The 22,934-nt window shown below is 71.4% G+C and carries 13 protein-coding genes and 1 tRNA gene; 4 read left to right on the top strand and 10 right to left on the bottom strand.

The annotated features are described in order from the left end of the window. Nucleotides 1-23: 23 nt before the first annotated feature. The 3 genes from ACWEFB_RS01205 to ACWEFB_RS01195 form a co-directional block, all read right to left on the bottom strand. Nucleotides 24-1,319 carry a M1 family metallopeptidase gene (locus tag ACWEFB_RS01205; RefSeq protein WP_452281050.1) on the bottom strand — a complete coding sequence of 432 codons (1,296 nt, stop codon included), beginning with the start codon at nt 1,317-1,319 and terminating at the stop codon, nt 24-26. Nucleotides 1,320-1,345: 26 nt separating this feature from the next. Next, a complete protein-coding gene (locus ACWEFB_RS01200; RefSeq protein WP_452281048.1) occupies nt 1,346-5,371 on the bottom strand; it encodes a Pls/PosA family non-ribosomal peptide synthetase in 4,026 nt (1,341 codons plus the stop codon). Nucleotides 5,372-5,710: 339 nt separating this feature from the next. Beyond that, nucleotides 5,711-10,699 carry a carbohydrate-binding protein gene (locus tag ACWEFB_RS01195; protein ID WP_452281046.1) on the bottom strand — a complete coding sequence of 1,663 codons (4,989 nt, stop codon included), beginning with the start codon at nt 10,697-10,699 and terminating at the stop codon, nt 5,711-5,713. Nucleotides 10,700-10,937: 238 nt separating this feature from the next. Between ACWEFB_RS01195 and ACWEFB_RS01190 the strand changes: the two genes are divergently transcribed. Further along, on the top strand, nt 10,938-12,158 hold the full coding sequence (locus tag ACWEFB_RS01190) for an MFS transporter (RefSeq protein ID WP_452281044.1): 1,221 nt from the start codon (nt 10,938-10,940) through the stop codon (nt 12,156-12,158). Between the two features lie 142 nt (nt 12,159-12,300). Next, complete coding sequence (locus tag ACWEFB_RS01185) at nt 12,301-13,809, top strand: phosphoesterase (RefSeq protein WP_452281042.1); 1,509 nt, start codon at nt 12,301-12,303, stop codon at nt 13,807-13,809. Between the two features lie 168 nt (nt 13,810-13,977). On the opposite strand, the gene ACWEFB_RS01180 is transcribed toward ACWEFB_RS01185, so the two are convergent. The 3 genes from ACWEFB_RS01180 to ACWEFB_RS01170 form a co-directional block, all read right to left on the bottom strand. Further along, nucleotides 13,978-15,351: an SDR family NAD(P)-dependent oxidoreductase gene (locus tag ACWEFB_RS01180; protein ID WP_452281040.1), complete on the bottom strand. Its 1,374-nt coding sequence runs from the start codon at nt 15,349-15,351 to the stop codon at nt 13,978-13,980. Between the two features lie 154 nt (nt 15,352-15,505). Beyond that, nucleotides 15,506-15,578, bottom strand: a tRNA-Glu gene (locus ACWEFB_RS01175). 65 nt (nt 15,579-15,643) lie between these two features. After that, nucleotides 15,644-16,822 (bottom strand): epoxide hydrolase family protein, encoded by a 1,179-nt coding sequence (locus ACWEFB_RS01170; protein ID WP_452281400.1) that lies wholly within the window; start codon nt 16,820-16,822, stop codon nt 15,644-15,646. 82 nt (nt 16,823-16,904) lie between these two features. On the opposite strand from ACWEFB_RS01170, the gene ACWEFB_RS01165 reads away from it, so the two are divergent. After that, on the top strand, nt 16,905-17,882 hold the full coding sequence (locus tag ACWEFB_RS01165; RefSeq protein WP_452281038.1) for a helix-turn-helix transcriptional regulator: 978 nt from the start codon (nt 16,905-16,907) through the stop codon (nt 17,880-17,882). A gap of 76 nt (nt 17,883-17,958) precedes the next feature. On the opposite strand, the gene ACWEFB_RS01160 is transcribed toward ACWEFB_RS01165, so the two are convergent. Together ACWEFB_RS01160 and ACWEFB_RS01155 are read right to left on the bottom strand one after the other, a co-directional pair. Then, complete coding sequence (locus ACWEFB_RS01160; protein ID WP_452281036.1) at nt 17,959-18,624, bottom strand: response regulator transcription factor; 666 nt, start codon at nt 18,622-18,624, stop codon at nt 17,959-17,961. Continuing rightward, nucleotides 18,621-19,745 (bottom strand): sensor histidine kinase, encoded by a 1,125-nt coding sequence (locus ACWEFB_RS01155; RefSeq protein WP_452281034.1) that lies wholly within the window; start codon nt 19,743-19,745, stop codon nt 18,621-18,623. The genes ACWEFB_RS01160 and ACWEFB_RS01155 overlap by 4 nt, the downstream gene beginning before the upstream one ends. Before the next feature lie 224 nt (nt 19,746-19,969). Between ACWEFB_RS01155 and ACWEFB_RS01150 the strand changes: the two genes are divergently transcribed. Continuing rightward, entirely contained in the window at nt 19,970-20,965 is a 996-nt protein-coding gene (locus ACWEFB_RS01150) for an NAD(P)-dependent alcohol dehydrogenase (RefSeq protein ID WP_452281032.1), read from the top strand. A gap of 33 nt (nt 20,966-20,998) precedes the next feature. Here the strand turns inward: ACWEFB_RS01150 and ACWEFB_RS01145 are convergent, their stop codons facing one another. Continuing rightward, nucleotides 20,999-22,285 carry a hypothetical protein gene (locus tag ACWEFB_RS01145; RefSeq protein ID WP_452281030.1) on the bottom strand — a complete coding sequence of 429 codons (1,287 nt, stop codon included), beginning with the start codon at nt 22,283-22,285 and terminating at the stop codon, nt 20,999-21,001. A gap of 48 nt (nt 22,286-22,333) precedes the next feature. Next, a complete protein-coding gene (locus ACWEFB_RS01140; protein WP_452281028.1) occupies nt 22,334-22,918 on the bottom strand; it encodes a hypothetical protein in 585 nt (194 codons plus the stop codon). Nucleotides 22,919-22,934 lie beyond the last annotated feature (16 nt).

Here is a 22,934-nt window from a genome sequence, read left to right as displayed (position 1 = left end):
GGGAACGCACCGGGGACGCGCGGTCAGGACGGCGGCAGGGCCGGTTCGTACAGCCAGGCGGCGAACAGCCCGTCGAGTGGCCGGGACGTGTGGCGCTGGGCCAACGCGGTGAACGCCTCCGTGGTCACCGTGCCGTGCCGGTGGACCTGCGTCCACTCCCGCAACAGGGTGAAGAACGGCCCGTCACCGACGACCTCGCGCAGGGCGTGCAGGGCGAGCGCACCGCGCTGGTACACCCGGTCGTCGAAGATCCGCCGCGCCCCCGGGTCGGCCAGCCGCAGGTCCTGGCGCAGTGCCGACACCATGGCCCGGGACCGGACGGCGTGAGCGCGGGCCGGTTCGCCGCCGGACAGCTCCGACCACAACCACTCGGCGTACTTCGCGAACCCCTCGTTGAGCCAGATGTGGCGCCAGTCGGCCACGGTCAGGCTGTTGCCGAACCACTGGTGCGCCAACTCGTGGGCGACGAGCCGCTCGGATCCCCGCCGCCCGTCCACGTGGTTCGAGCCGAAGATGGACAGCCCGTGCGCCTCGACCGGCACCTCCAGTGCCTCGTCGACCACGACGACGGCGTACTCGCCGAACGGGTACGGGCCGAAGACGCACTCGAACGCCGTCATCATCTCCGGCTGCCGGCCCAGGTCGTGCTGCGCCGCGGCGAACAGCCGTGGCGGCACGGCGGCCCGCTGGGGCACCGGACCGACCGCCAGGTCGATCGGGCGGTAGCGTCCGATCTGGACGGTGGCGAGGTAGCTGGACATCGGCGCGAGCTGCTCGTACACCCAGGTGGTGGTGTTGGCGCCGGCCTCGTGCGAGACGAGGGTGCCGTTGGCGATCACCGCGTACCGCGACTGGGTGGTGACCGCGATCCGGTAGGTGGCCTTGTCGGCCGGGTGGTCGTTGCACGGGAACCAGGACGGCGCCCCCGTCGGTTGGCTCGCGACCAGCGCACCGTCGTTGAGTCGTTCCCAGCCGAGGTCACCCCACCGGCTCGGGATGGGTCGGGGGACCCCGGCGTACCGCACCGTGACCGTGAACGGCGTCCCGGCGGGCAACGGCGTCGTCGGGCGGACCCGCAGTTTGCCGGCCCGATGGCTGTAGCTCGCCGCCGCGCCGTCGACCAGAACCCGGTCCACCCGGAACATGCCCAGGTCGAGGCTGAACTCCGTCCGGGCCCGGTCGGCGGTCGCGGAGATCTTCGCCCGGCCGGAGAGCCGACCGGAACCGGTCCGGTACTCCAGGTCGAGGTCGTAGTGCGTGGTCCGGTAGCCGGCGTTCCCGTGCCCGGGAAGGTACGGGTCCGCCGGCGTACCGCCCACGGAGCCCGACGGGACCCCCTTCGTGTTCACCCTCGGCGTGCCCTTTCCGACGGCCAGGCGGCGATCGGGTTGCCCAGCCAGCGGCCCCCGCCGGGCAGGGTCTCGCCGCGCATGACAAGTGACGCCGGCCCGATGGTGGCGTGCTCCCCCACCGTCACGCCGGGCAGCACGATCCCGTGCGGGCCGAGCGTCGAGCCCGCACTGAGGATCACCCGGTCCATGCGCATTATCCGATCATGGAACAGGTGGGTCTGCACGACACAGCCGCGGTTGACGGTGGCGCCGTCGCCGATCCGGATCAGGTCGGTCTCCGGCAGCCAGTAGGTCTCGCACCACACACCGCGCCCGATCTGCGCGCCGAGGCCGCGCAGCCACAGGTTCATCAGCGGGGTGCCGCCGATCGCACCGGCGAGCCACGGTACGGCGAGAACCTCGACGAAGGTGTCGGCGAGCTCGTTGCGCCACACGAAGGAACTCCACAGCGGGCGCTCCCGGACCCGGAACGCGCCGACCAGCAACCACTTCGCCAGGGCGGCGACGACACAGGCGACGATGCCGGCGGCGAGCAGCAGCACACCACCGGCGGCCAGCGCGGCGACGTACCCGTACCCGGCGGCGATCGCCTCGAACGCGGCGAGGGTGACAACGGCGAGCCCGGCCGCGACCATGACCGGTACGACGCGGCACAGCTCGACGGCGGCCCGCGCGACCTTCAGCCGCGCCGGTGGGTCGAACGTCCGGCTCTGGTCGCCCTGCTCCGCCGCCCGCGGCAGTTTCATCGGCGGCATGCCGAGGTACGAACTGCCCGCCTTGGCCCGCTTCGGCGTCGCGGACAGCACCCCGACCAACCCGCGCTTCGGTACGGCACGGCCCGGCGCGGTCATGCCGGAGTTGCCGAGGAAGGCCCGCTTGCCGACCCGGGCGGCCCCGATCCGCAACCAACCACCGCCGAGCTCGTACGAGGCGACCAGGGTGTCGTCGGCGAGGAACGCGCCGTCGCCGACCGTGGTCATCGCGGGCAACGCGAGCACGGTCGACGCCTCGACCCCACGCCCGACCCGCATCCCCAGGGCTCGCAGCCAGACCGGTGTGAACAGGCTCGCGTACAGCGGGAACAGGCCGACCCGGGCCAGGTCCATCAGTCGCTCGGTCGCCCACGCCTGCCACGCCACCCGCCCGTGCACGGGGTGGTGGCCGGCGCGCAGGCCGATGCTCAGCGCGCGTACGAGGATCAGGATGAGCAGCGCGTACGCGGTCATCGCCGCCACCGTGGCGAGCGGCACGCCGGTGAGTGTCCGGACGAGGGCGGTCTGCAGGGTGGTGCTGCCGTGCAGGAACCAGCCGAGGACGAGCAGTCCCGGTACCGCCGCGATCGCGGGGAGGAAGTTGAGGACGAGTGAACTCAGCCCGTACGCCATGGCCCACCCGCGGACCCGGCCGGGACGCTGCTGCGGCCAGCGGCGGGCGGCCTTGCCCGACCGGCTCGCCGGAACCCCGGCCCACCGCTGCGCGGCGGGCACCGAACCCGTCACGCACGACCCGGGTGCGACCTCGGCCCGTTTGCCGATCCGGGCGCCGGGCATCAGCGTGCTGCGGGCGCCGACCGTCGCACCGGCGTCGATCCGGATCCGGCCGACGTGGACGACGTCGCCGTCGACCCAGTGACCGGAGAGGTCCACCTCCGGCTCGACCGCGGCGCCCTGCCCGAGTTGGAGCATGCCGGTCACCGGCGGCAGGGAGTGCAGGTCGACCTCGTTGGCGATCCGGGCGCCGAGCGCGCGTCCGTAGTAGGTGATCCAGACACCGGCGAGGCTGGTCGCACCGCTCGATGCCGCCAGCCGCTCGGCCGCCCACAAACGCAGGTGGACCCGACCACCACGCGGGTAACTCCCCGGCCGCAGACCGCGCAGCAGGAGGCGGGCGCCGCCGGCCGCGATCGCGATCCGGCCGGGCGGACTGATCACCAGCAGCCAGCCGAGCAGCACCCACCACCAGGACACGGTGGGTGCCCACGGGTACGAGCCGAACAGGGCCAGCACGTTGTTGATCGCGGCGAGGGCGACGACCCAGCGCAGCCCGACAACGCCGAGGAACGGCAGCATCAGGGCGGTCTGCGCGAGACCGGTACGCCGTGGGGTCGGGCGCACGACGCGGGTCGTGGTTTCCTTCACCGTCTCGAACCCGTCGAGCGTGCGCGCCAGCGCGCTCAGCACCGGGTGCTGGTACACGTCGTTGACCGATGCGCCCGGGTACCGGTCGCGCAGCAGGGTGAGCAGCTGTGCCGCGCTGAGGCTGGAGCCGCCGGAGGCGAAGAAGTTGTCGTCCGGGCCGGCCGGCGCGACGCCGAGGATCTCCTCCCAGCATTCGGCCAGCCACGCTTCGGTCCCGTCCATCCGGTGGACGACGTCGGCGGTGTCCAGTCCGGGCAACGGCCACGGCAGAGCCGCCCGGTCCACCTTGCCCGACGTGCGGGTGGGCAGGCCGTCGACCACGGCGATCAGCGGAACCAGCGCGGCCGGCAGAGCCGTCTGCAGCCGCTGCACCGCCACCGCCCGGTCGAACCCGTCATCCGCGTTCGGAACGACGTACCCGACCAGGAGCTGGTTGCCGTGCCGGGCGGTGCGTACCGCCGCCGCCGCGGCGGCGACCCCCGGCAGCGCCTGGAGCGCCGCGTCGACCTCGCCCAGCTCGATCCGGCGCCCGCCCAGCTTGACCTGCTCGTCGGCCCGGCCGACGAACAGCAGCCCCTCGGGTTCGGCGCGGACCAGGTCGCCGCTGCGGTACGCCCGCGACCAGTCCAGTGCGGGCAGCGGCGGGAACTTCTCCGCGTCCTTGGCCGCGTCCAGGTAGCGGGCCAGCCCGACGCCGCCGATGACCAGCTCGCCGACCTCGCCCATCGGGACCACGTCGCCCCGGACGTCCACGACCGCCAGGTCCCAGCCGTCGAGCGGCAACCCGATGCGTACCGGGCCGTCGCCGGTCAGCCGGGCGGCGCAGGCCACGACCGTGGCCTCGGTCGGGCCGTACGTGTTCCACACCTCGCGGCCGTCGACGGCCAGCCGCGCGGCGAGCTCTGGCGGGCAGGCCTCACCGCCGAAGATGAGCAGCCGCACCTCGTCGAGGGCCTCGGCCGGCCACAGGGTGGCGAGCGTCGGGACCGTGGACACGATGGTGATCCGCTGCTCGACCAACCAGGGCCCGAGATCAATTCCGGTACGGACCAGCGAGCGGGGGGCGGGCACGAGGCAGGCGCCGTACCGCCAGGCCAGCCACATCTCCTCGCAGGACGCGTCGAACGCCACCGACAGGCCGGCGAGTACCCGGTCGCCGGGCCCGATCGGCTCGTCGACCAGGAAGAGCCTCGCCTCGGCGTCGACAAACGCGGCGGCGGAGCGGTGGGTGACAGCGACACCCTTGGGGCGGCCGGTGGAGCCGGAGGTGAAGATGATCCACGCGTCGTCGTCGGGACCGGGGCGGCCCGGCGTCCCGTGCGGCGTCTGCCGGGACACCAGCGTCCGGTCCGGTCCGAGTACGGCACAGACCTCCGCCTCGGCGAACACCAGTTCGGCCCGCTCGTCCGGGTCGTCGGCGTCCACCGGCAGGTACGCGGCACCGGCGGCCAGTACGGCGAGGATCGAGACGTACAGGTCGACGGTGCCGGACGGTACGCGCACACCGACCCGGTCCCCCACCCCGATGCCCGCCGCGACGAGTTGTCGGCGCACCTCGTCGACCCGGGATTCGAGAGCCCGGTAGCTGAGGAGCGTGGCCCCGTCGTCGAGGGCCGGCGCGGCCGGGTGCCGGTGCGCGGTCCGGACGAGGATGTCCAGCAGGGTGCGGACGGGCGGGGCAGCCTGTGCGGGGTACACCGCCGGCGACCCGGCGTGCGTGTCGGCGGGGCCGTGCGTGTCGGCGGGTACGGGAGGTACGAAGTCCAGCTCCTCGAGCGGGTCGACGGCGTTGACCTCGGCCTGGGGCTGGTCGACGGGAGTGAGCGCCGGCGCCTCGCCGGGTGCCTCGATCCGATCGGTGCCTGCCAGGTACGCGCGCATGCTCCACACCCTCCGACGAACGTGAGCTGCACCGCGTGGGGGGAGGGCCGTTCCAGCCCGTCGGCTACCCGGTTCACGGTCAGCGTGGCGATCCGCACGATGTCCACGCTTGTGGCGGGTCAGGAACTCGGCGCATCGGTTCTTCGGGTGGCCGGGAACATCTCGGCCACCGGTCGACCAGCTTAACGTGGAACGAACCATTGCTGCCCAAACGGAGCCAATCCGGTGGTTGGCATCACAGAGTTCAGCCGCGGGGCGGGCAGACCAGCGGCGATCGGTCGGCGACCGGTAGCCGGCCCGGGACCACGTTCGGGTCCCGGGCCGGCGTACGCCGTTGTGCTAGCTGACCAACTTCCACGGGCCGTTGGCGTCACCCGGTGTCTGGTTGCGGGTGTACCACTTCGCCTCGTACACGTGGCCCTGGTACGAGACCCGGTTACCGGTGTTGTAGACGGTCGTGGGCGTCCAGGCCGCCGGTTTGTTGTCCGGCGACGGCGGTGCGATCTCCTCCCACGGGCCGTTCGGGTCACCGGGCGCCTGGTTGCGGGTGTACCAGCGGGCACGGAACTTCTTACCGTTGTGCATCACGGTGTCGCCGGTGTTGAAGATCCGTGATGCGGTCCAGACCGCGGCGCCGTCCTCGGTCATGCCCAGTTCCTGCCACGGCCCGTTCGGGTCGCCCGGCTGCTGGTTCCGGGAGTACCAGGAGGCCAGGTAGACCCTGCCCTGGTAACCGACCCGGTCCCCGTTGTTGTAGACCGTCGACACGTTCCACGCCGCCGGCAGGTTCACCGTCACGGTGACGGTGCCCCGGGCCGGGTTGAGGTACTCGTTGCCGGAGTAGGACGCGGTGAGGGTGTGGTTGCCGCCCGCGAGGCCCGCCGGGAGGGTGAACGTCGCGGTGTTTCCGGACAGTGTGGCCGAGCCGCGCATCGTGGTGCCCTCGCGCAGTTCCACCGTGCCGGAGACCGGCGCGGTGCCGGCCGTGACCTTGACCGTCACCGTCGCCGCCGTGCCCCAGGCCGTCGCGGACGAGGTCGCGGTCACCGTCGGCTCCCCCTTGACGGTACGGAACACGGCCGGCTGGGCCACGGCAACGCCGCCGTCCGCGCTCTGTGCGGAGACGATCCAGGCGTACGACGTGGCCGGCACGAGGCCCGCCCAGGTCACCGTCGCGGTGCCGTTCGCGGTCACCCCGGCGGTCCCGATCAGACCGGACGGTACGTACACCGCCAGCGAGTCGGTGGAGAACGACGTCTTGCGGGTGGTGAGGTCGACCGGCAGGGTCAGGTTGTCCTCGGCGCCGTTGTACCGGGGCTTGGTCTGGCTGCCGTCCTGGCGGATGTCGTACTCGGTCGCCCCGAAGTTGTTGAGGAACGGCGAGTACGTGTCGATGCGCATCTCGGCGCGGTCGACGTCGAACTGGAGCAGACGCAGGAAGCTCGCACCGAACTGCAGGCGGTCGGTGGACTTGTGGTCCGGGGTGCCGTCGCCGTTGATGTCGATGTTGCCGGCCGCGTCGACCAGCTTGGGCCAGAGTTCACCGGCGGGCACCGTGTAGAACTGGTAGTCCGCCAGCAGCTCGACCACGTCGTGCGCCACGGTCACCCCGACGTTGGTCTTCAGGTTGGTGCCGACGCCGTGCTCGTGTCCGGCGAGGACCAGGAAGACGTTCGGGTTGTTCTCGACCACCTGCTTGTAGAGCGGCGAGCCGTCCGGCGCGGAGAAGTCCGCTCCCCGGCCGTCGGGGTTGGTCGACGGCTTCAGGTAGTCGTGGGACAGCAGGATCCCGTTGCGGTCCTTGTACCGCTTGAAGATCGAGTCGGCCCACTTGGCCTCCTGCGGCGTCACCCCGTACGACAGACCAACGGCAACGAAGTCCAGGCCACCGGAGGAGAACAGCGTGTAGTTGTTCTGGTTGTCCCGGCCGGGCGTGACGGTGCCGTCGGGGTTGGTCACCTCGTCCCACGCGTGGTATTCGGTGCCGGCCGGCCAGGACTTCGCGACCTGGTAGTAGCGGTCGGCTCCGAAGGTCCTGCTGAACCGGGAGTCGGGTCCCGTCTCGGCACCCAGCTGGTTGTCGTGGTTGCCCGCGATGACCTGGTTCACGACCCCGTTGTCGTCGAGGATCTTCTGGTAGCTCGACGCGAGCGCGAGTTCCTTGTCAACCTCGGCGTTCAGGCCGGGCCGCTGGAGCGAGCCGTCCGGCTTGGTGGCCAGCGGGTCGTAGTAGTCGTTTTCGATGACGTCGCCGGTGTGCGCGGCGTACGCGATCTTGCGCTCGTCCGCGTTGTCGGCGATCCACTGCATCTCGTCGCGGTACGTCGCCGCCCAGAGCGCCTGCTCCTCCGCCGTCGCCACGTCCGAAGGCTCGGCCTTGCCGTCCCAGTCGTCGTACGTGCCACCCGCCGCACCCTCGGTGAGGTACTGGGTGTCGGTGAAGTGGGTGATCGAAAAGTCGTACGAGTCCGGGTCCTCGAAGCGGTCCTTGTCGTTCTGCGCGGACGAGTCGCGCGGGGACAGATCATCGGCGAACGGGTCCTCGCCGGTGACCAGCACATGGACGGTGGCGCCGTCGCGGTACTCCCTGCCCAGCGGGGCGGTGAGGACCGTGTTGTGTTCGGCCTGGCCACGGGAGCTGGTCAGGACGACCCACTTCTTGGCCGCCGGGTCCCAGGCGCGCAGCGCCACCACCCGCTGCGGGTCGATGGTGCCCTCCCAGCGCAGCGTCGGTACCTCCTTCGAGGCCCCGAGCGGCACGTCGTAGCGCTGGAACACCACGTCCCGACCGGAAGGGGTGTCGATCGTCCGCCCGTCGAGCGGGCGCAGGGAGCCGACGTCGACGAGCTTGTCGTGCTGGACGTCGAGTGTGGTCGGTACCCCGGCGGCCTCGCCCTGGTAGCCCGTGGACGGGGTCGCGACGTCCGCCTTGGTGAACGTGGCGGTGAGCGAGACGCCCTCCTGGCCCGGGATCCTGGCCGAGAGCGCGGCCGACGGCGAGGCGGAGCCGGTGACGGCCGCGTTGAGCTCGGTCGGTACGTCCGGGATGCTCGCGCTGGTGAAGTGCACCTCGCGGACGGCGGTGTTGCCGAGCGTGTCGGTCGCCGTCACCGCGATGGTGTGGTTGCCGGCGGGCAGACCGTGACCGATCTGGTCACCCTGCTGCACCGCGGTGCCGTCCAGGGTCATCGTGGGCGTGCCGGCAACACCGGTCGCGTCGGAGATGGCGAGGTTGAGCGCAACGGTGGAGGTCAGCCGCTGCCCCTCGGCCGGCACGCTGTTCTCGATCACCGGTGCGGTGTTGTCGATGGTGAACTGCCGGGTCGAGGTCTTGTCGCCGACGACCGCCTTGATCGTGTGCGCGCCGTCCGCGATCGCGGTCGTGTCGACGTCCGCCCGCTTGCCCAGCGCCCGGAGCGCGGAGCCGTCCGGCGCGGTGACGTCGAACAGGATCGTCTTGTCCAGGGCCGGGTTGTAGCTGCTGCCGCAGGTACCGTCGCCGATGAACACGGTCACCGGTGAACCGGCCGGGTAGCTGGCCGAGCCGATCGTGACGGTGGTCCCCGCGACCTGCCTGGTCAGCTGGGTCGCCTTCGCGTCGACCGGGGTGAGCTGGAAGTCGCCCAGGGTGAAGTCGTCGTAGTTGTCGCAGCCGCCCGGCTTGGCGCTGCCGTGGTCGCTGCCGGCGACGAACTCCAGTACGTTGACGCCGGGCACCAGCCACTCGTTCGGGAAGGTGAGGTCGGCGACCTCCTTCTCCCAGACCCCGAGGTCCAGCGGGATGCCGTTGATCAACACCTCGTTGTCGTAACCGTTGTCGGTGCCGTTGCCGCCGATGAACACCTTCAGCCGCGCGTTGCCGCCGCTGCCGAGGGTGTCGATGGTCCGCGCGGTCGGCGCGCCCGCGATCGTGAAGTGGAACTCGGCGTCCCTGCTGGCGCCGCAGGTCCCGTCGCCCAGCGAGAGCGAGGCGTCGGTCGTCGCCGTCTTCGTCACGGTCCCACCGCTGGTCGTCACGAGGTACGTGGTGCCGGTCGTGACCGTGCCCGCCGTACTCAACCGCAGACTCGCCGTACCCCGGGTGATTTTGAAGTCGTCGTGGTTCGCGCAGGTCGCGCCGTTGGCGGTGCCGTTGTAGTCGCCGGTCCTGACCTCGATCACGTTGTCACCCGGGTGCAGGAACCGGGTGGGGAAGCCGAGGCTGACGTTCTCCGCGCCGCCGACGCCGTAGTCGCCGCCGAGGTCGACCCGGTTGCCGTTGACGAGTACGAAGTTGTGGTACCGCGCCTCGACCGAGTTGCCGGCCTCGACGGTGAGACCGAGGGTCGCGGTCCCCGCGGCGAGGGTCTCGGGGTTCTGGGCCGCCCGGTCGTCGATGGCCAACGACTCGACGCTCTCCTTGCTGCCGTTCGGCAACGCGGCGATCACCGGCCGCGTACCGCGGACGAGGGCACCGTCGGCGGGGGTCAGCTTCGCCGCACCGGGCGAGGCGTTGTTGACCTCGACGGCGACGCTCGCCGTCGCGCCCGACCGGGTGGTCGCGCTGACGGTGTGCCTGCCGTTGCCGAGGGTGGCGGTGTCGAGGTCGGCGCTCAGACCGGCCGTGCTGCCGGGGTCGCCGGAGACGACGAACGTCAGGTCCTGCGTCAGCGGGCGACTCGAACTGCCACAGGTGCCGTCGCCGAGGGTGTAGCTGAACAGGTTCTGCTCGCCGTCGGCGACAACGCCGAGCAGGCTGAGGCTGAGGCTGCTCAGCGGGAAGTCGTCGTAGTTGGGGCAGCGGCCCCCTTCGCCGTACGGCAGCACCTCGTAGCCGACCGCGGCGGTGTTGGTCGAGTCGACCCAGTTCCAGCCCGCGTGGACGGTGAGGGTGTTCACCCCGGAATGCAGCCACTCGCCGGGGAAGTCCAGGCCGCCGGCCCGTCCGCCGGGGATGTCGGGAAAGTAGATCCGGTCCGCCTCGGCCGTGTGGTCGTTCACGGTGAGGTAGTTGTGGTAGCGGGCCTCGGTGCCGTTGCCGCCCATGTCGAAGCCGAAGTGGGCGGTGCCTGCGGTCTGCTCGGCGTCGATCCGCGTGCCGTCGACCGCGATGCTGGCCACCGAGTCGTTCTCGGTGGTGGGTTGGGCGGTGACGGTGACCGTGCCTTCGAGCGTCTGCCCGTTGTTCAGGTTGAGCGTCGGTGCGCTACCGACCGCCGGCGGCGGGGTTTCCTTCGCACCCGCGAACGACTGACCGAACGCCGTTGCAGACCCGGCGACGAGTACGACGGCCATCACGGACCAGAGCACGCGCACGCGTCTCCGACCCACGCCCAGTTGGAGCGTCATGGCGAGGTTTCTCCTTGTTCATGGGGTGCTCCGCGCCGGAGACGCGAGCGGCCGAGACTCTGCCGCGCTTGCGAGAACCCCCGGGCCTGGCCCAGTGATCAGAAGGGAATGTCGACGTGAACAGTTCGTTGATCAAGGGCCCGCCCGGCTCCGGTAGCGTCACGGTCACGCCCACGTGGCACGGAAGCCGGTGCCCCGGTAGCCGTGGGACTCCTGACAGGACGGGAGATCGCCGATCATGCGAACCGACACCTCGCGCAGGGTGCTGGTCCTCCTGGCGCTCGCCCTGTCCGCCTTCGCCTTCAACACCACCGAGAACCTGCCGATCGGGCTGCTCCGCCTGATCGCCGCGGATCTCGACGTGTCGCTGCCGTCGGTCGGATACCTGGTCACCGGGTACGGCCTGACCGTGGCGGTGGTTTCGCTGCCGCTCGCCCAGGTGACCCGTCGGATGCCACGGCGGCACGTCCTCTCCGGCCTGCTCGCCGTGCTGGTCCTGTCGACCCTGGTGTCGGTGCTGGCCCCGTCCTACGGGGTCCTGCTGGCCGCCCGGGTGGTGACCGCCCTGGCCCAGGCCCTCTTCTGGGCGGTGATGGCACCCGTGGCGGTCGGCCTGTTCTCGCCCGCGGTACGGGGGCGGGTGATCGCGGTGACGTCGGTCGGGGGCTCGCTGGCCACGGTGCTCGGCGTACCGGCCGGGACCTGGCTGGCCCAACAGAGCCGGTGGCAGCTCCCGTTCCTGGTGGTGAGCGCGTTCGCGCTCGTCGCGCTGGTGGTGATCGCCCTGCTGCTGCCGACGACCCGTCCCGAGGAGAGCCACGGCGCGTACGGTTCCGCGCCGGACGCCCGACTGTTCGCGCTGGTGCTGGTCACCACCGTCCTGTCGGTGACCGGCGTGTTCCTCGGTTTCACGTACGTGGTGGAGTTCCTCACCCGGGTCACCGGCTTCACCGACCCGGAGGTGACCACCATGTTGTTCGTCTTCGGCCTGGCGGGCGTCGTCGGCGTGACCGCCGCCGGTCCCCTGCTCGACCGGCTCCCCCGGGGCGTGCTCGTGCTGACCGTCGCGGGGCAGGCGGCGGCGCTGCTCGGGCTGTACCTCTTCGCGGAGAGCCAGGCGGCGGTCGTTGCGCTGGTGGCGGTGCTGGGCTGTACCACCGCGCCGGTCTTCATGGCCACCCAGTCGCGGATCCTGCACGTGGCCCCGGGCCGGACCGAGATCGGGTTCGCGGCGAACTCCGCCGCGTTCAACGTCGGGATCGCGGCCGGTGCGCTGCTCGGCGGTGTCATCCTGTCCGCCGCCGGTGTACGGGCGACCTTCCTGGTCGGTGCGGTGCTGACCGTCGTCGCGCTGATCGCCCTGGTCGCCGAGCCGCTGCTGCTCCGGCGGAACAGCGTGCAGGACCCGGCCGACGTACCGCGATCCGGGGCGAACCGGACCGCGTACCCGATCGGATAGCGGGCGCTCACCGAAATTGATCTTCAGCGTGCCGGGGTTTGTTGTTCGTGCCCGGCCCGGCCTGCGTTCACCGGATCTTCAGCCCGTCCTTCGATGCTCGGCGGTTGACACGGCCACCGCAGTATCGAGGAGAGGTTCCGCCTTGAACGGCAAGGATATCGAAGACACCGAACGTTCGCAGCTGTCCCGGCGTCGACTGGTCAAGTACGCCGGCGTCGGCGCGACCTTGGCCGCAGCAAGCCCCCTGATCGGGAACAGCGCGGCGTTCGCCAACAACGACGCCGAGGGCAAGGACGACAAGCAGGGCGGCGGAGAATCCGGTGGCCGGGCGTGGCGTGCCGGTGACCACCACATCCACTCGGAGTACAGCGGCAATTTCGACACGTCGGTCAACCCGCCGAAGTTCACCAAGGGCGCGGACGCGGTGTACCCGATCGTCACCAACGCGATCATGGCGAAGAACTTCGGCCTGACCTGGGCGATGTGCACCGACCACGGTGGGCCGACGCACTCGAAGGTGAACCTGGAGCAGGCGTACCCCGACCTGCTGCTCTCCCGCAAACTGGTGCCCGAGGTGCTGCAGTTCTGGGGCATGGAGTTCGACGCCCCGGCCCTGGACCACCACACCCTGATGATCCCGCGTCACGACGACGAGGCGAAGCTGCTGTTCGAGCTGGAGAGCCGGTTCGCCAAGAACGACCCCTTCCCCGCCGACCCGAGCCGGGACACCGAGGCCAAGGTGGTCGAGTTCCTCAAGTACGCCCGTGGCCTGGAGCAGCGCCCTCTGGTGATCGCCCACCACGCGTCCCGCTCGGCGACCGGCCTCGGTGTCTACGGGCAGGACACCCCTCGGGAGTTCCGCAACGGCAACAACGCCGCACCGGAGATCTACGTCGGATTCGAGGGCGCACCCGGTCACCAGGCCGGTCCGCTCAACGGCGGCGCCCGGGGTGGCTACGGCAACTACCCGACCCACGGTGGCTTCGACCAGATGACCGCCCGGCTCGGCGGCCTGTGGGACTCCCTGCTCGGCGAGGGCCGCCGCTGGTGGATCACCGCCACCTCCGACTCGCACGTGCACTGGACCCGTGGCGGATCCGACTTCTGGCCGGGCGAGTACAGCAAGACCTACGTGCACGCCCGGCAGGGCTACGCCGACATCATGGACGGCCTGCGCAACGGCCGGATCTTCGTCACCACCGGTGACCTGATCACCAGCCTCGACCTCACCGCGTCCGGCCAGGGCCGCAACGCCACGTCGGGCGAGACCGTCACGCTGAACCGCCGCAACCGGACCGACGTCGAAATCGAGATCAAGTTCCGGCCGCTGGAGGGCAAGAACGCCCACGGTGACCGCCCGCAGGTCCGGCGCGTCGACCTGATCGTCGGTCAGATCACCGGCCCGAACGCCAACCTCGACGCCGACACCAACCCGACCACCAGGGTCGCGGCCCGGTTCGGCCCCCGCGACTGGCGCCAGCAGGGCCGCGACCACGTCATCCGGTACACCCTGCGCGACGTCGAGGGCGACATGTACGCCCGCGTCCGCGGCACCAACACCGACGAGGCCGAGCCCCTCGCCGACGGCAAGGAGAACCCCTGGGACGACCTGTGGTTCTACTCCAACCCGGTGTTCGTACAGGTTCGCTGAGGAATCAGCAGGGAGTCTGAGAAGCCCCGAACACCAAGCACACCGGATGGCCCCACGGAGAGGTTCTGTGGGGCCATCCTCGTGCTCTACGTTCAGAGCTTTCCTGGCGTGCCGTTGCAGTACCGGACGGCGTAGGTCGATCCGGGCCGGCGCCGCCGACCCGGTCGGTTACCACGGCACGACGGCGTAGTTCTTGAGCAGCACCCCGTGCATCGGCGCGCCGGCCTCGCCACTGATGATCGGGTGGTAGATCCGGGCCGCCGCGTCAACCACGTCCAGTGGGGGTCGCCATCCGCCGGCCGCCCGACGCGCCCTGATCACGGTCGGGTTCTCGTCGGTGATCCAGCCGGTGTCGACACCGCACATGTAGACCCGGTGCCGGGCCAGGTCGGTCGCGCCGACCCGGGTCAGCATGTTCAGGGCCGCCTTGCTGACCGAGGTGTGCGGGTGGCGGTCGGGGCCGGGGCCGTCCTCGCCGAACCAGCCCTCCCGGCCGGTCACGTTCACCACGTACCGGGGGCTGGTGCCGGGTGCGGTCAGCGCCGGACGGAGCCGGTCGACCAGGAGGAACGGGGCGACCACGTTGACCAACTGCACCTCCAGCAGCTCCACCGGGTCGACCTCGCCGATCCTGGTGTTCCACGAGTTCACGACGCCGGGGACGACCAGCGCCCCCGTGGCGTCGGTGACGGATACCAGCTCCCGCCCACCGGGTACGTCGGCGACCGCGGCCAGGGCCCCGGTCCAGCCGGGAGGTGGGGCACCGGGGCGGTATCCGGCCACCGACTCGACCGCCGCTCCCGTACGGCCGGCCGCCAGTTCCGCCGCCACCAGCGGCTGGTACGCCCACGTCGGGCGGCGTACCGTCTGGGCGGCGTTGTTCACCAGGATGTCCAGCCGGCGTCCGTCCTCGGCCAGCCGCTCGGCCAGGTCCAGCACCTGGCGGGGGTCCCGGAGGTCCGCGCCGATCACCCGCAACGACGTCAGCCAGGCGGCCGCATCCGGCTCCTGCGCGTAGCGACGGGCGGCATCCGCCGGGAACCGGGTCACCACCGTCACCGCGGCACCGTCGCGCAGCAGTTTCAACGCCACCTGGTAGCCGATCTTCACCCGACCGCCGGTCACCACCGCACGCCGGCCGGTCAGGTCGGTGCCGGCGTCCCGGAACCGTCGATGCAGATCGGCGCAGGCGGGACAGAGCGCATGGTAGAAGACATCGACGGTACGGAATCGGTCGCGGCAGGCGTAGCAGCGCCGTTCCCGTCGGGTCCGGCCGACACCGTCCAGCTCTGGCTCGACACCGGGCGGGGTGGCGACCGGGACGGCATCGGGCCGGTCCACCGCGCCGGTCGCGGCGGCGGCGACAACCGCCCGGTCGGCGGCGGCGGTCTCCCGGCGACGGTTGGCGCGCCGCTGCCGCTGGGCGTCCTTGAGCAGTCCGTCCACCGCGCGCTGCACCCGCTGGCGACGCGGGTCGTCGACGGGGAGCGCCCGGATCTCGCCGAGCACCCGCAGCGCGGCCTCGACCTCGTCGCCGTTCACCGTCTCCCCGTTCCTGCCTGGACCACCTTCCGCGGCGACCGGGTCAAGCTCGGCCCGATGGCCGGCCCGGGGAACGAGCCGGAACCAACCGGCGTCCTCCGGATGTGCGGCGCGGCGCGTCGACCTCCGCGCGACTGACCACCGCGGCGGTGGTGGGACCCGACCGGACTCGAACCGGCATCCTCCGCCTTGAGAGGGCGGCGCGACTACCCCTGCGCTACAGGTCCCACCGCGTGGCAGCTTAACGATTCCGGCCGACGCACCGCGACCGGGTAACGGACCCCCGGGTGCCTCAGCGCAGCTGTCGGAAGAAGTCCCGAACGTCCGCGACCAGGAGGTCCGGTGCCTCCATGGCGAGGAAGTGGCCACCCCGGTCGAGCTCCGTCCAGCGCACCACGTGGTGATCCCGCTCAGCCCAACGGCGGATGGTGACGTCGTGGCCGGACACCAGCACGGCGGTGGGCACCGTCGCGGGTTGACCCGCCGCCCAGGCGTCGTCGCTTCCGTCCCGGGTGGCGTCCCCGTCGGTGGTGTCGCTCCAGTCGTTGGCGGACATCTCCTCGTAGTAGACCTGCGCTGCCGACCCGGCCGTGCCGGTGAACCAGTACAACGACACGTCGGTCAGCATCCTGTCCCGGTCGATGCTCTCCTCGGGCAGTCCGTCCTCCGGATCGGTGAGCTCCTTGAACTTCTCCACGATCCAGGCGAGCTGACCCACCGGCGAGTCGTGCAGCCCGTACGCCACCGTCTGGGGACGCTTGGAGTTGCACTGGAGGTAGCCGTCGTTGAAGTTTTGCATCGCCTGCCAGCGTCGCTGCTCGACCTCGGAGAGTCCGTCCAACTCACCATCGGTTCCGATCGGAAAGGTGACCAGCGCGTTGACGTGTACGCCGATGATCTGCTCCGGGGACTGCCTACCCATCGCGGGGCCGACCCACGAACCGGTGTCGTACCCGTGGACGCCGTAGCGTTCGTAGCCGAGCCGGGACATGAGGCGTACCAGCACCTCGGCCATCCTGGTCGAGCCCATGCCCGGCCCGGCCAGGGGCGTGGAGAACCCGAAGCCGGGTAGTGAGGGAATCACCAGGTGGAAGGCGTCGACCGGGTCGCCGCCGTGGGCACGTGGGTCCGACAGCGGCCCGATGACGTCGAGGAAGTCCACGAATCCCCCGGGCCAGCCGTGCAGCAGCACCAGAGGCGTGGCGTCGGGCTCGGGTGAGCGTACGTGCAGGAAGTGGATGTTCTGTCCGTCCACGGTGGTGACGTACTGCGGAAGATGGTTGAGCGCTGCCTCCTGCGCCCGCCAGTCGTACCGGGTACGCCAGTACTCGGCGAGATCCTTCAGGTAGTCCAGCGGCACTCCCCGGCTCCAGCCGACTCCGGGCACCTCGTCCGGCCAGCGGGTGTTGGCCAGCCGGGCCGTGAGGTCGTCGAGCCGGGCCTGCGGGATGTCGACACGGAAGGAGCGGATGTCCTGTTCGGTGATGGTCACCGGCACAAGCTAGGGCGCGGTTAGGACTGTTCCGGTCCTAACGATCGGGCAATCTGAACCCATGCGCGACACATCGGTCCGACTGCTCAAACTTCTCTCGTTGTTGCAGACGCGTCGCGACTGGTCCGGCACCGATCTCGCCGACCGGCTCAACGTCTCCACGCGTACGGTCCGGCGTGACGTGGAGCGGCTGCGTGAGCTCGGATATCCGGTACGGGCAACCCAGGGCACCGCCGGCTACCAGCTCGGGGCGGGTGCGTCGCTGCCGCCGCTGCTCCTCGACGACAACGAGGCGGTGGCGGTGGCGGTCGGACTGCGTACGGCGGCCGGCGGTTCGGTCGCCGGGGTCGAGGAGAGCTCCCTGCGTGCCCTGGCCAAGCTGGAGCAGGTGCTGCCATCCCGGTTGCGGCACCGGGTGAACACGCTGCACACCGCGACCGTCCGGGTCGCTGGCACTGGCCCGGTGGTCAGCCCGGAAACGCTGATGGTCATCGCGGACGCGTGTCGCCGCAACGAACGGCTGCGGTTTGCGTACCGCAGTCCCCGGGGCGGTGAGACGGTCCGTACGGTCGAGCCACACCGTCTGGTCAGCTTCGGCCGGCACTGGTACCTCGTCGCCTGGGACACCGAGCGCGACGACTGGCGCAGCTTCCGGGTGGACCGGCTGACCCCGGGTACGCCGACCGGCCCGAGGTTCCCGCCCCGGCAACCGCCCGACGGCGACGTCGCGGCGTACCTCTCCCGCCGGCTGTCGGCACTGGCCTGGCCCTACCGGGCAACGGTCACGCTGCACGAACCCGCCGGGGCCGTCGCCGAACGGATCTGGCCGGGAATGGGCGTCGTCGAGGCCGTCGACGAGTACACCTGCCGGCTGCACGTGGGGGCCGCCAGCCCCGCGGACCTGGTCTGGATGATCACCTCGGTCGACGCGGACTTCACCCTCACCAGCGGGCCGGCCGAGCTGGCCGACGCCTTCCGCGCCCAGGCCGACCGCTGCCTCAACGCGGTCGCGGCGGCAACGTCGCCGGGCCGGCGGTAGCCGCCACCAGGCCGGCAACGACCGTCGTCGCTCCGGTGGTGGCTCCGGCGGCGAGCATGGCGTGCTGGCGGAGCGGTCAGCGGAGCCAGTTGGGCCGGACCAGTCCGGCCTCGTAGGCGAAGACGACAAGCTGCGCGCGGTCACGGGCGCCGAGTTTGACCATCGCCCGGGAGACGTGCGTCTTGGCGGTGGCCGGGCTCACCACCAGCCGGGCGGCGATCTCGTCGTTGGAGAGGCCGGTGCCGACCAGCGCCACCACCTCGCGTTCCCGGTCGGTGAGCTCGGCCAGCTTCCGGGACGGGGCCGGGCTGGCAGTCCTGGCCGCGAACTGTTCGATCACCCGACGGGTGACGCTCGGCGAGAGCAGACCGTCGCCGGCCGCCACCACCCGAACGCCTCGGATGAGTTCGGCCGGTACGGTGCTCTTCACCAGAAAACCGGCCGCGCCCGCTCGCAGCGCCTCCCCCACGTACTCGTCCAGCTCGAACGTGGTGAGGACGACGATCCGAACCCCGGCGAGCAACGGGTCACCGGCGATCTCCCGGGTCGCGGTCAGGCCGTCGACGCCGGGCATCCGGATGTCCATCAGCACCAGATCCGGCCGTACCTGCCGGGCCAGCCGGACCGCGTGCGCACCGTCACTCGCCTCGCCTACCACCTCGATGTCCGGCTCGGCGTCGAGCAGCGCCCGGAAGCCGGCCCGGACGAGCGCCTGGTCGTCGGCGATAACCACCCGGATCACGGCGTGGGTTCCGGGTCGAAGGGCAGGTGGGCGTGCACCCGCCAACCGCCGGGTAAGGGTCCGGCGGTCAGCACACCGCCGAGCGCCGCCGCCCGCTCGCGCATGCCGGTGATCCCGTTGCCGGCCGGGGCCTCGCACGACTCCCCCGCCCCACCGTCGTCGTCGATCTGGATCACCAGTGCCTCCGGCCGGTATTCGATGGTGACGGTGGCGACGGCGCCCGTACCCGCGTGTCGGCGGACATTGGTCAGCGCTTCCTGGACGACCCGGTACGCGGCTCGGTCCACTCCGGCCGGCAGTGGCCGGGGTTCGCCGCTGACCACGGTTCGGACCGGTAGACCGGCGTCGACGGTGAGGTGGGCGAGCCGGTCGAGTCCCGGCGCCGGGGAGCGCGGCGCGGCCCCGCCGGTCGGGTAGAGCGTGTTGAGCACCGACTGGACCTCGCGCAGCGCCTCGGCGCTGGTCCGCTGGATGGTGTCGAGCGCGACCCGGGCCTGGTCGGGTTCGCGGGCCATCAGGTGCAGGGCGACGCCGGCCCGGATGTTGATCAGGGATAGGTGGTGGCCGAGTACGTCGTGCAGCTCGGCGGCGATGCGCAGCCGCTCCTCGCTGGCCTGCCGGCGTTGCCGCTCCTCGTTCAGTCGCCACTGCTCCCGCGCCGCCTGCTGGACCAGCCGGACCGCCGGGGTGACCAGCTCGGTGAACAGTCCCAGCCCGACGACGATCGCCGCCCCGGTCAGCGCCCGGTCGATCGTGGCGGCGCCTGATCCGAGCCAGACGGCGTACCCGCCGAGCGCGACCGACCAGACCAGCCAACGGTGCCCGGCGGTGATCGCGGCCGACGCGGCGATCGCCGGTGCGACGAACGCGAGGTGGGGCGGATGGTCCAGGACGAGGTACACCGTGGTCGCCACGGCCACGATGACAAAGTTGCGTCGGGGGAACCGGTGCCGGTCGGCCAGCGCCAGTCCACCGAGGACAAGCAGGGTGTATCCGACGACGCCCACGTCGGCTTGCTGGCCGCGTACCAGTGTCGCCGTGCCCGCGGCCTGGACCAACGCGGTCAGCAGCGCCAGGCCGGGCGCGGACCGCGGCGGCGGGCGCTGCCCGGACGGGGTCATGCAGGCACTGTAGCGACCGGCGCCCCGGTCGTCGCCACCCCGAGGAGGCGACCGGACTACTCCACCCGGAGTACACCCGGCACGGCGGTACCGCCACGGGAGCAGGGGCGGCGCCTCCCACGACCGGAGGTGGAGCCACCACCGGTGCCGGCACCCTGTGGAGGCATGACGGGCGGCACGGCCCGGCCCGTCCCACGTCGGACGACGCGTACGAGGGAGATCTGATGAAGGCAATCGTCCAGGACCGGTACGGCTCTTCCGACGTCCTGCGGCTCCGGGAGGTCGACCGGCCGATCGCCGCCGACAACGAGGTGCTGGTCCGGGTGCATGCCGCCGCGGTCAACGCCTACGACTGGCACATCATGCGGGGTGACCCGTACGTGGCGCGGCTCATGACGCCCGCGGTGTTCGGCTTCGCGGGGCCCAGGGCGAGGATCCGGGGCAGGGACTTCGCGGGTCGGGTGGAAGCGGTGGGCGGGGCGGTGACCCGGTTCCGCCTCGGTGACGAGGTGTACGGCGACCTCGGTCAGGCCGACGGTGCGTTCGCCGAGTACGCGTGCGTACGGGACGACCTGGTGGAACGGAAACCGGCCAACCTGACGTTCGCACAGGCCGCCGCCGTGCCACTGGCGGGCAACACCGCCCTGATCTGCCTGCGCGACGCGGCACGGGTGCGGCCGGGACAGCAGGTGCTCGTCAACGGGGCCTCGGGTGGTGTGGGCACGTTCGCCGTACAGATCGCCAGGGCGCTCGGCGCCGACGTGACCGGCGTCTGCGGCACCAGGAACGTCGAGCTGGTCAGGAGGCTCGGTGCCGATCACGTCGTCGACTACACCCGCGACGACTTCGCCGACGGTACCCGCCGCTACGACGTCGTCCTCGACCTCGTCGGCAACCGGTCGCTCACCGACTGCCGGCGGGCACTGACCCCCACCGGCACCCTCGTTCTCTCCGGGGGCGGGGTGTCCCGGGGCGGCAGCCTGGTCGGTCCGATGGGCCTGTTCATCCGTGCGCACCTGCTGTCCCGCTTCGTTGCGCACCGGATCCTCGTCCCCACCGCGACCCCCAGCAGGGAGAACCTGGTCGCGCTCCGGGAACTCGCCGAATCCGGAAAGGTCACCCCGGCCATCGACCGGACCTATCCGATCGGCGAGACCGCCGAGGCCATCCGCTACCTCGAGGTGGAGCACGCACGCGCGAAGGTTGTCATCAACGTCTGAAGAACCGGGTGTCCCAGGGATGCGTGGTCAGTGTCAGTGCGGGTACGGCAGGTTCGGCTGCCACCCGTACAGCAGGGCGTCGAGGTCGACGGGAACCGTCCAGTGTGCGTACGGCAGCACCGCACTGCTGCCGGTGTGGATCAGGCACAGCAGTGGAAGGTCACCGGTGTGGTCGAGGGCGAGCTTCGGTTTGCGGGCCGCGCCGACTCCCCCGAGCCCGAACAGGACAACCGGGTCCCGGACCGGCAGACCCTGCGCCTGTCGGCCGTCACGCCAACCCCGGTACGCCGCATCCAGCCGCCAGGGCGCGAGGTCGGCGAGACCCCGGTACAGGTTCGCCACCCAGGTCGGGGTCAGTTCCGCGTCGGAGAGCCGGTACGGCACCCCGGTCAGCAACGCGTCGAGTTCCTCGTCCGTCTCCACCCCGGCGGTGGTCAGCGCCTCGGGCAACGCGCCACGGCGGACGGCGGCGACCGCCGCGCCGGCCTGCTCGGCCCGATCAACCTGCCAGCGCAGCGTTGCCGGCGTGTTCGCCTGCCGGCGGTCCCACAGCCAGCGGGCGCTGTCCCACCGGTGCCGTTGGTTGGCCGGGATCAGCTCGTCGGTGCCGACGAGCAACTCGTCACCCTCGACCCGGGCGGTGAGCCACCGGCCGCGCAGGTGCGGCCGCTGGTCGCCGTAGCCGGCCAGTGCAACGACCGCGGACCGCTGGTAGGCACCGGTGTTCCCGCGCGGGAAGTGCCAGCACAACGCGGACCGGTCGAGCGCGTCGAGGTCGGCTGCGGCCTCGTCCAACACGACGCCGATCCGTACCCGGGGCGATGCGGCGCTGGTCTGACGGTGGTCGAACCGGCGACGCTCGCGGCGCTGCCGGACCTCGGCCCGCTCGAGCGGTGGGCTGACCGAGTACGCCGTCTTCTTCCCGGCCCACCGCAGTATTTCCGCCCCGGCGGCCTGCGGGTCGCCTAAGAGCCGGAAGGCCAGCAGTTCGTGCTCGTCGAACCCGTCGTCCTCGGTCACCTGTAGCTCGTACACCAGGTCGCCGGGCGAATCCAGGTCGTAGCCGGTGTGCGGGTCACGGCCGAACTCGTTGCCGCTGACCGAGTCGCCCGGCGGCCGGCGGTAGCCACGGACCACGGTGACCAGGACGGCCCAGGAGTTGTCCGTGTCCGTGCACCGCAACGTCCGGACCGGCGTGTCACGCCACTTCGAGGGGAGGTCCTCGAAGCTCGCGGTCAGGCCGGCGGGCCCGCACTGCCGTGCGACCGGGGTGAGCAGTTCCGTTCGCCACGTCTCGTGGCGATCCTTCACGGTGGGCATGCGCGACATTCTGTCGGCAGCCACCGACAACCCTTCAGCCGTGCCGGGTCAACCTGCGGCGACGACGACCAGAGCCGCGCCGACCGCGATGTCCACCACCCCGCAGAACTCCGACCACGGCCGGTTCACCACCCTGTCCACGATGAAGTGGTAGGCGTCCCAGACACCGTGGGCCAGGAAACCGGCACCGGCCAGCACGATGCCCAGCCGCGGCTCGACCGCCGCACACACCAGGGTGACCGCGCCGAACCCGACCATGCCGGCCGTCTGGACCGAGAAGGCCCCGGCGTCGGTGAACCGGCGCCGCACCACCGTCCACAACCACAGCGGCAGCAGTACGACCGTCATCCCGACCGCCGGGTCGACCTCCAGCACCCCCGTGCGCCGCAGCACGTGCAGCACCGACACCACGGCACTCAACACGACAAAGGCCGGCCATGCCGTCCACGGTCGGCCGGTCGCGTACGCCACCAGGTAGATCCCCGCCATCGTGGCGATGGCGGGGCCGAACAGCTCCGCCTCGCGGTCCACCAGTGCGATCACCGTGATGGCCCCCGCGATGACCACGAGCGCCAGCGCGGTCGGCCACCGTTCGGTCACCCTCGCCCGCTGCGGCAACGCCGTATCCGTCATGGTGGCGATCCTGACC

The organism is Micromonospora sp. NPDC004704, from assembly GCF_053601675.1.
Note: the sequence above shows the minus strand (reverse complement) of the source record. Positions and strands in the feature narration are given on the sequence as shown.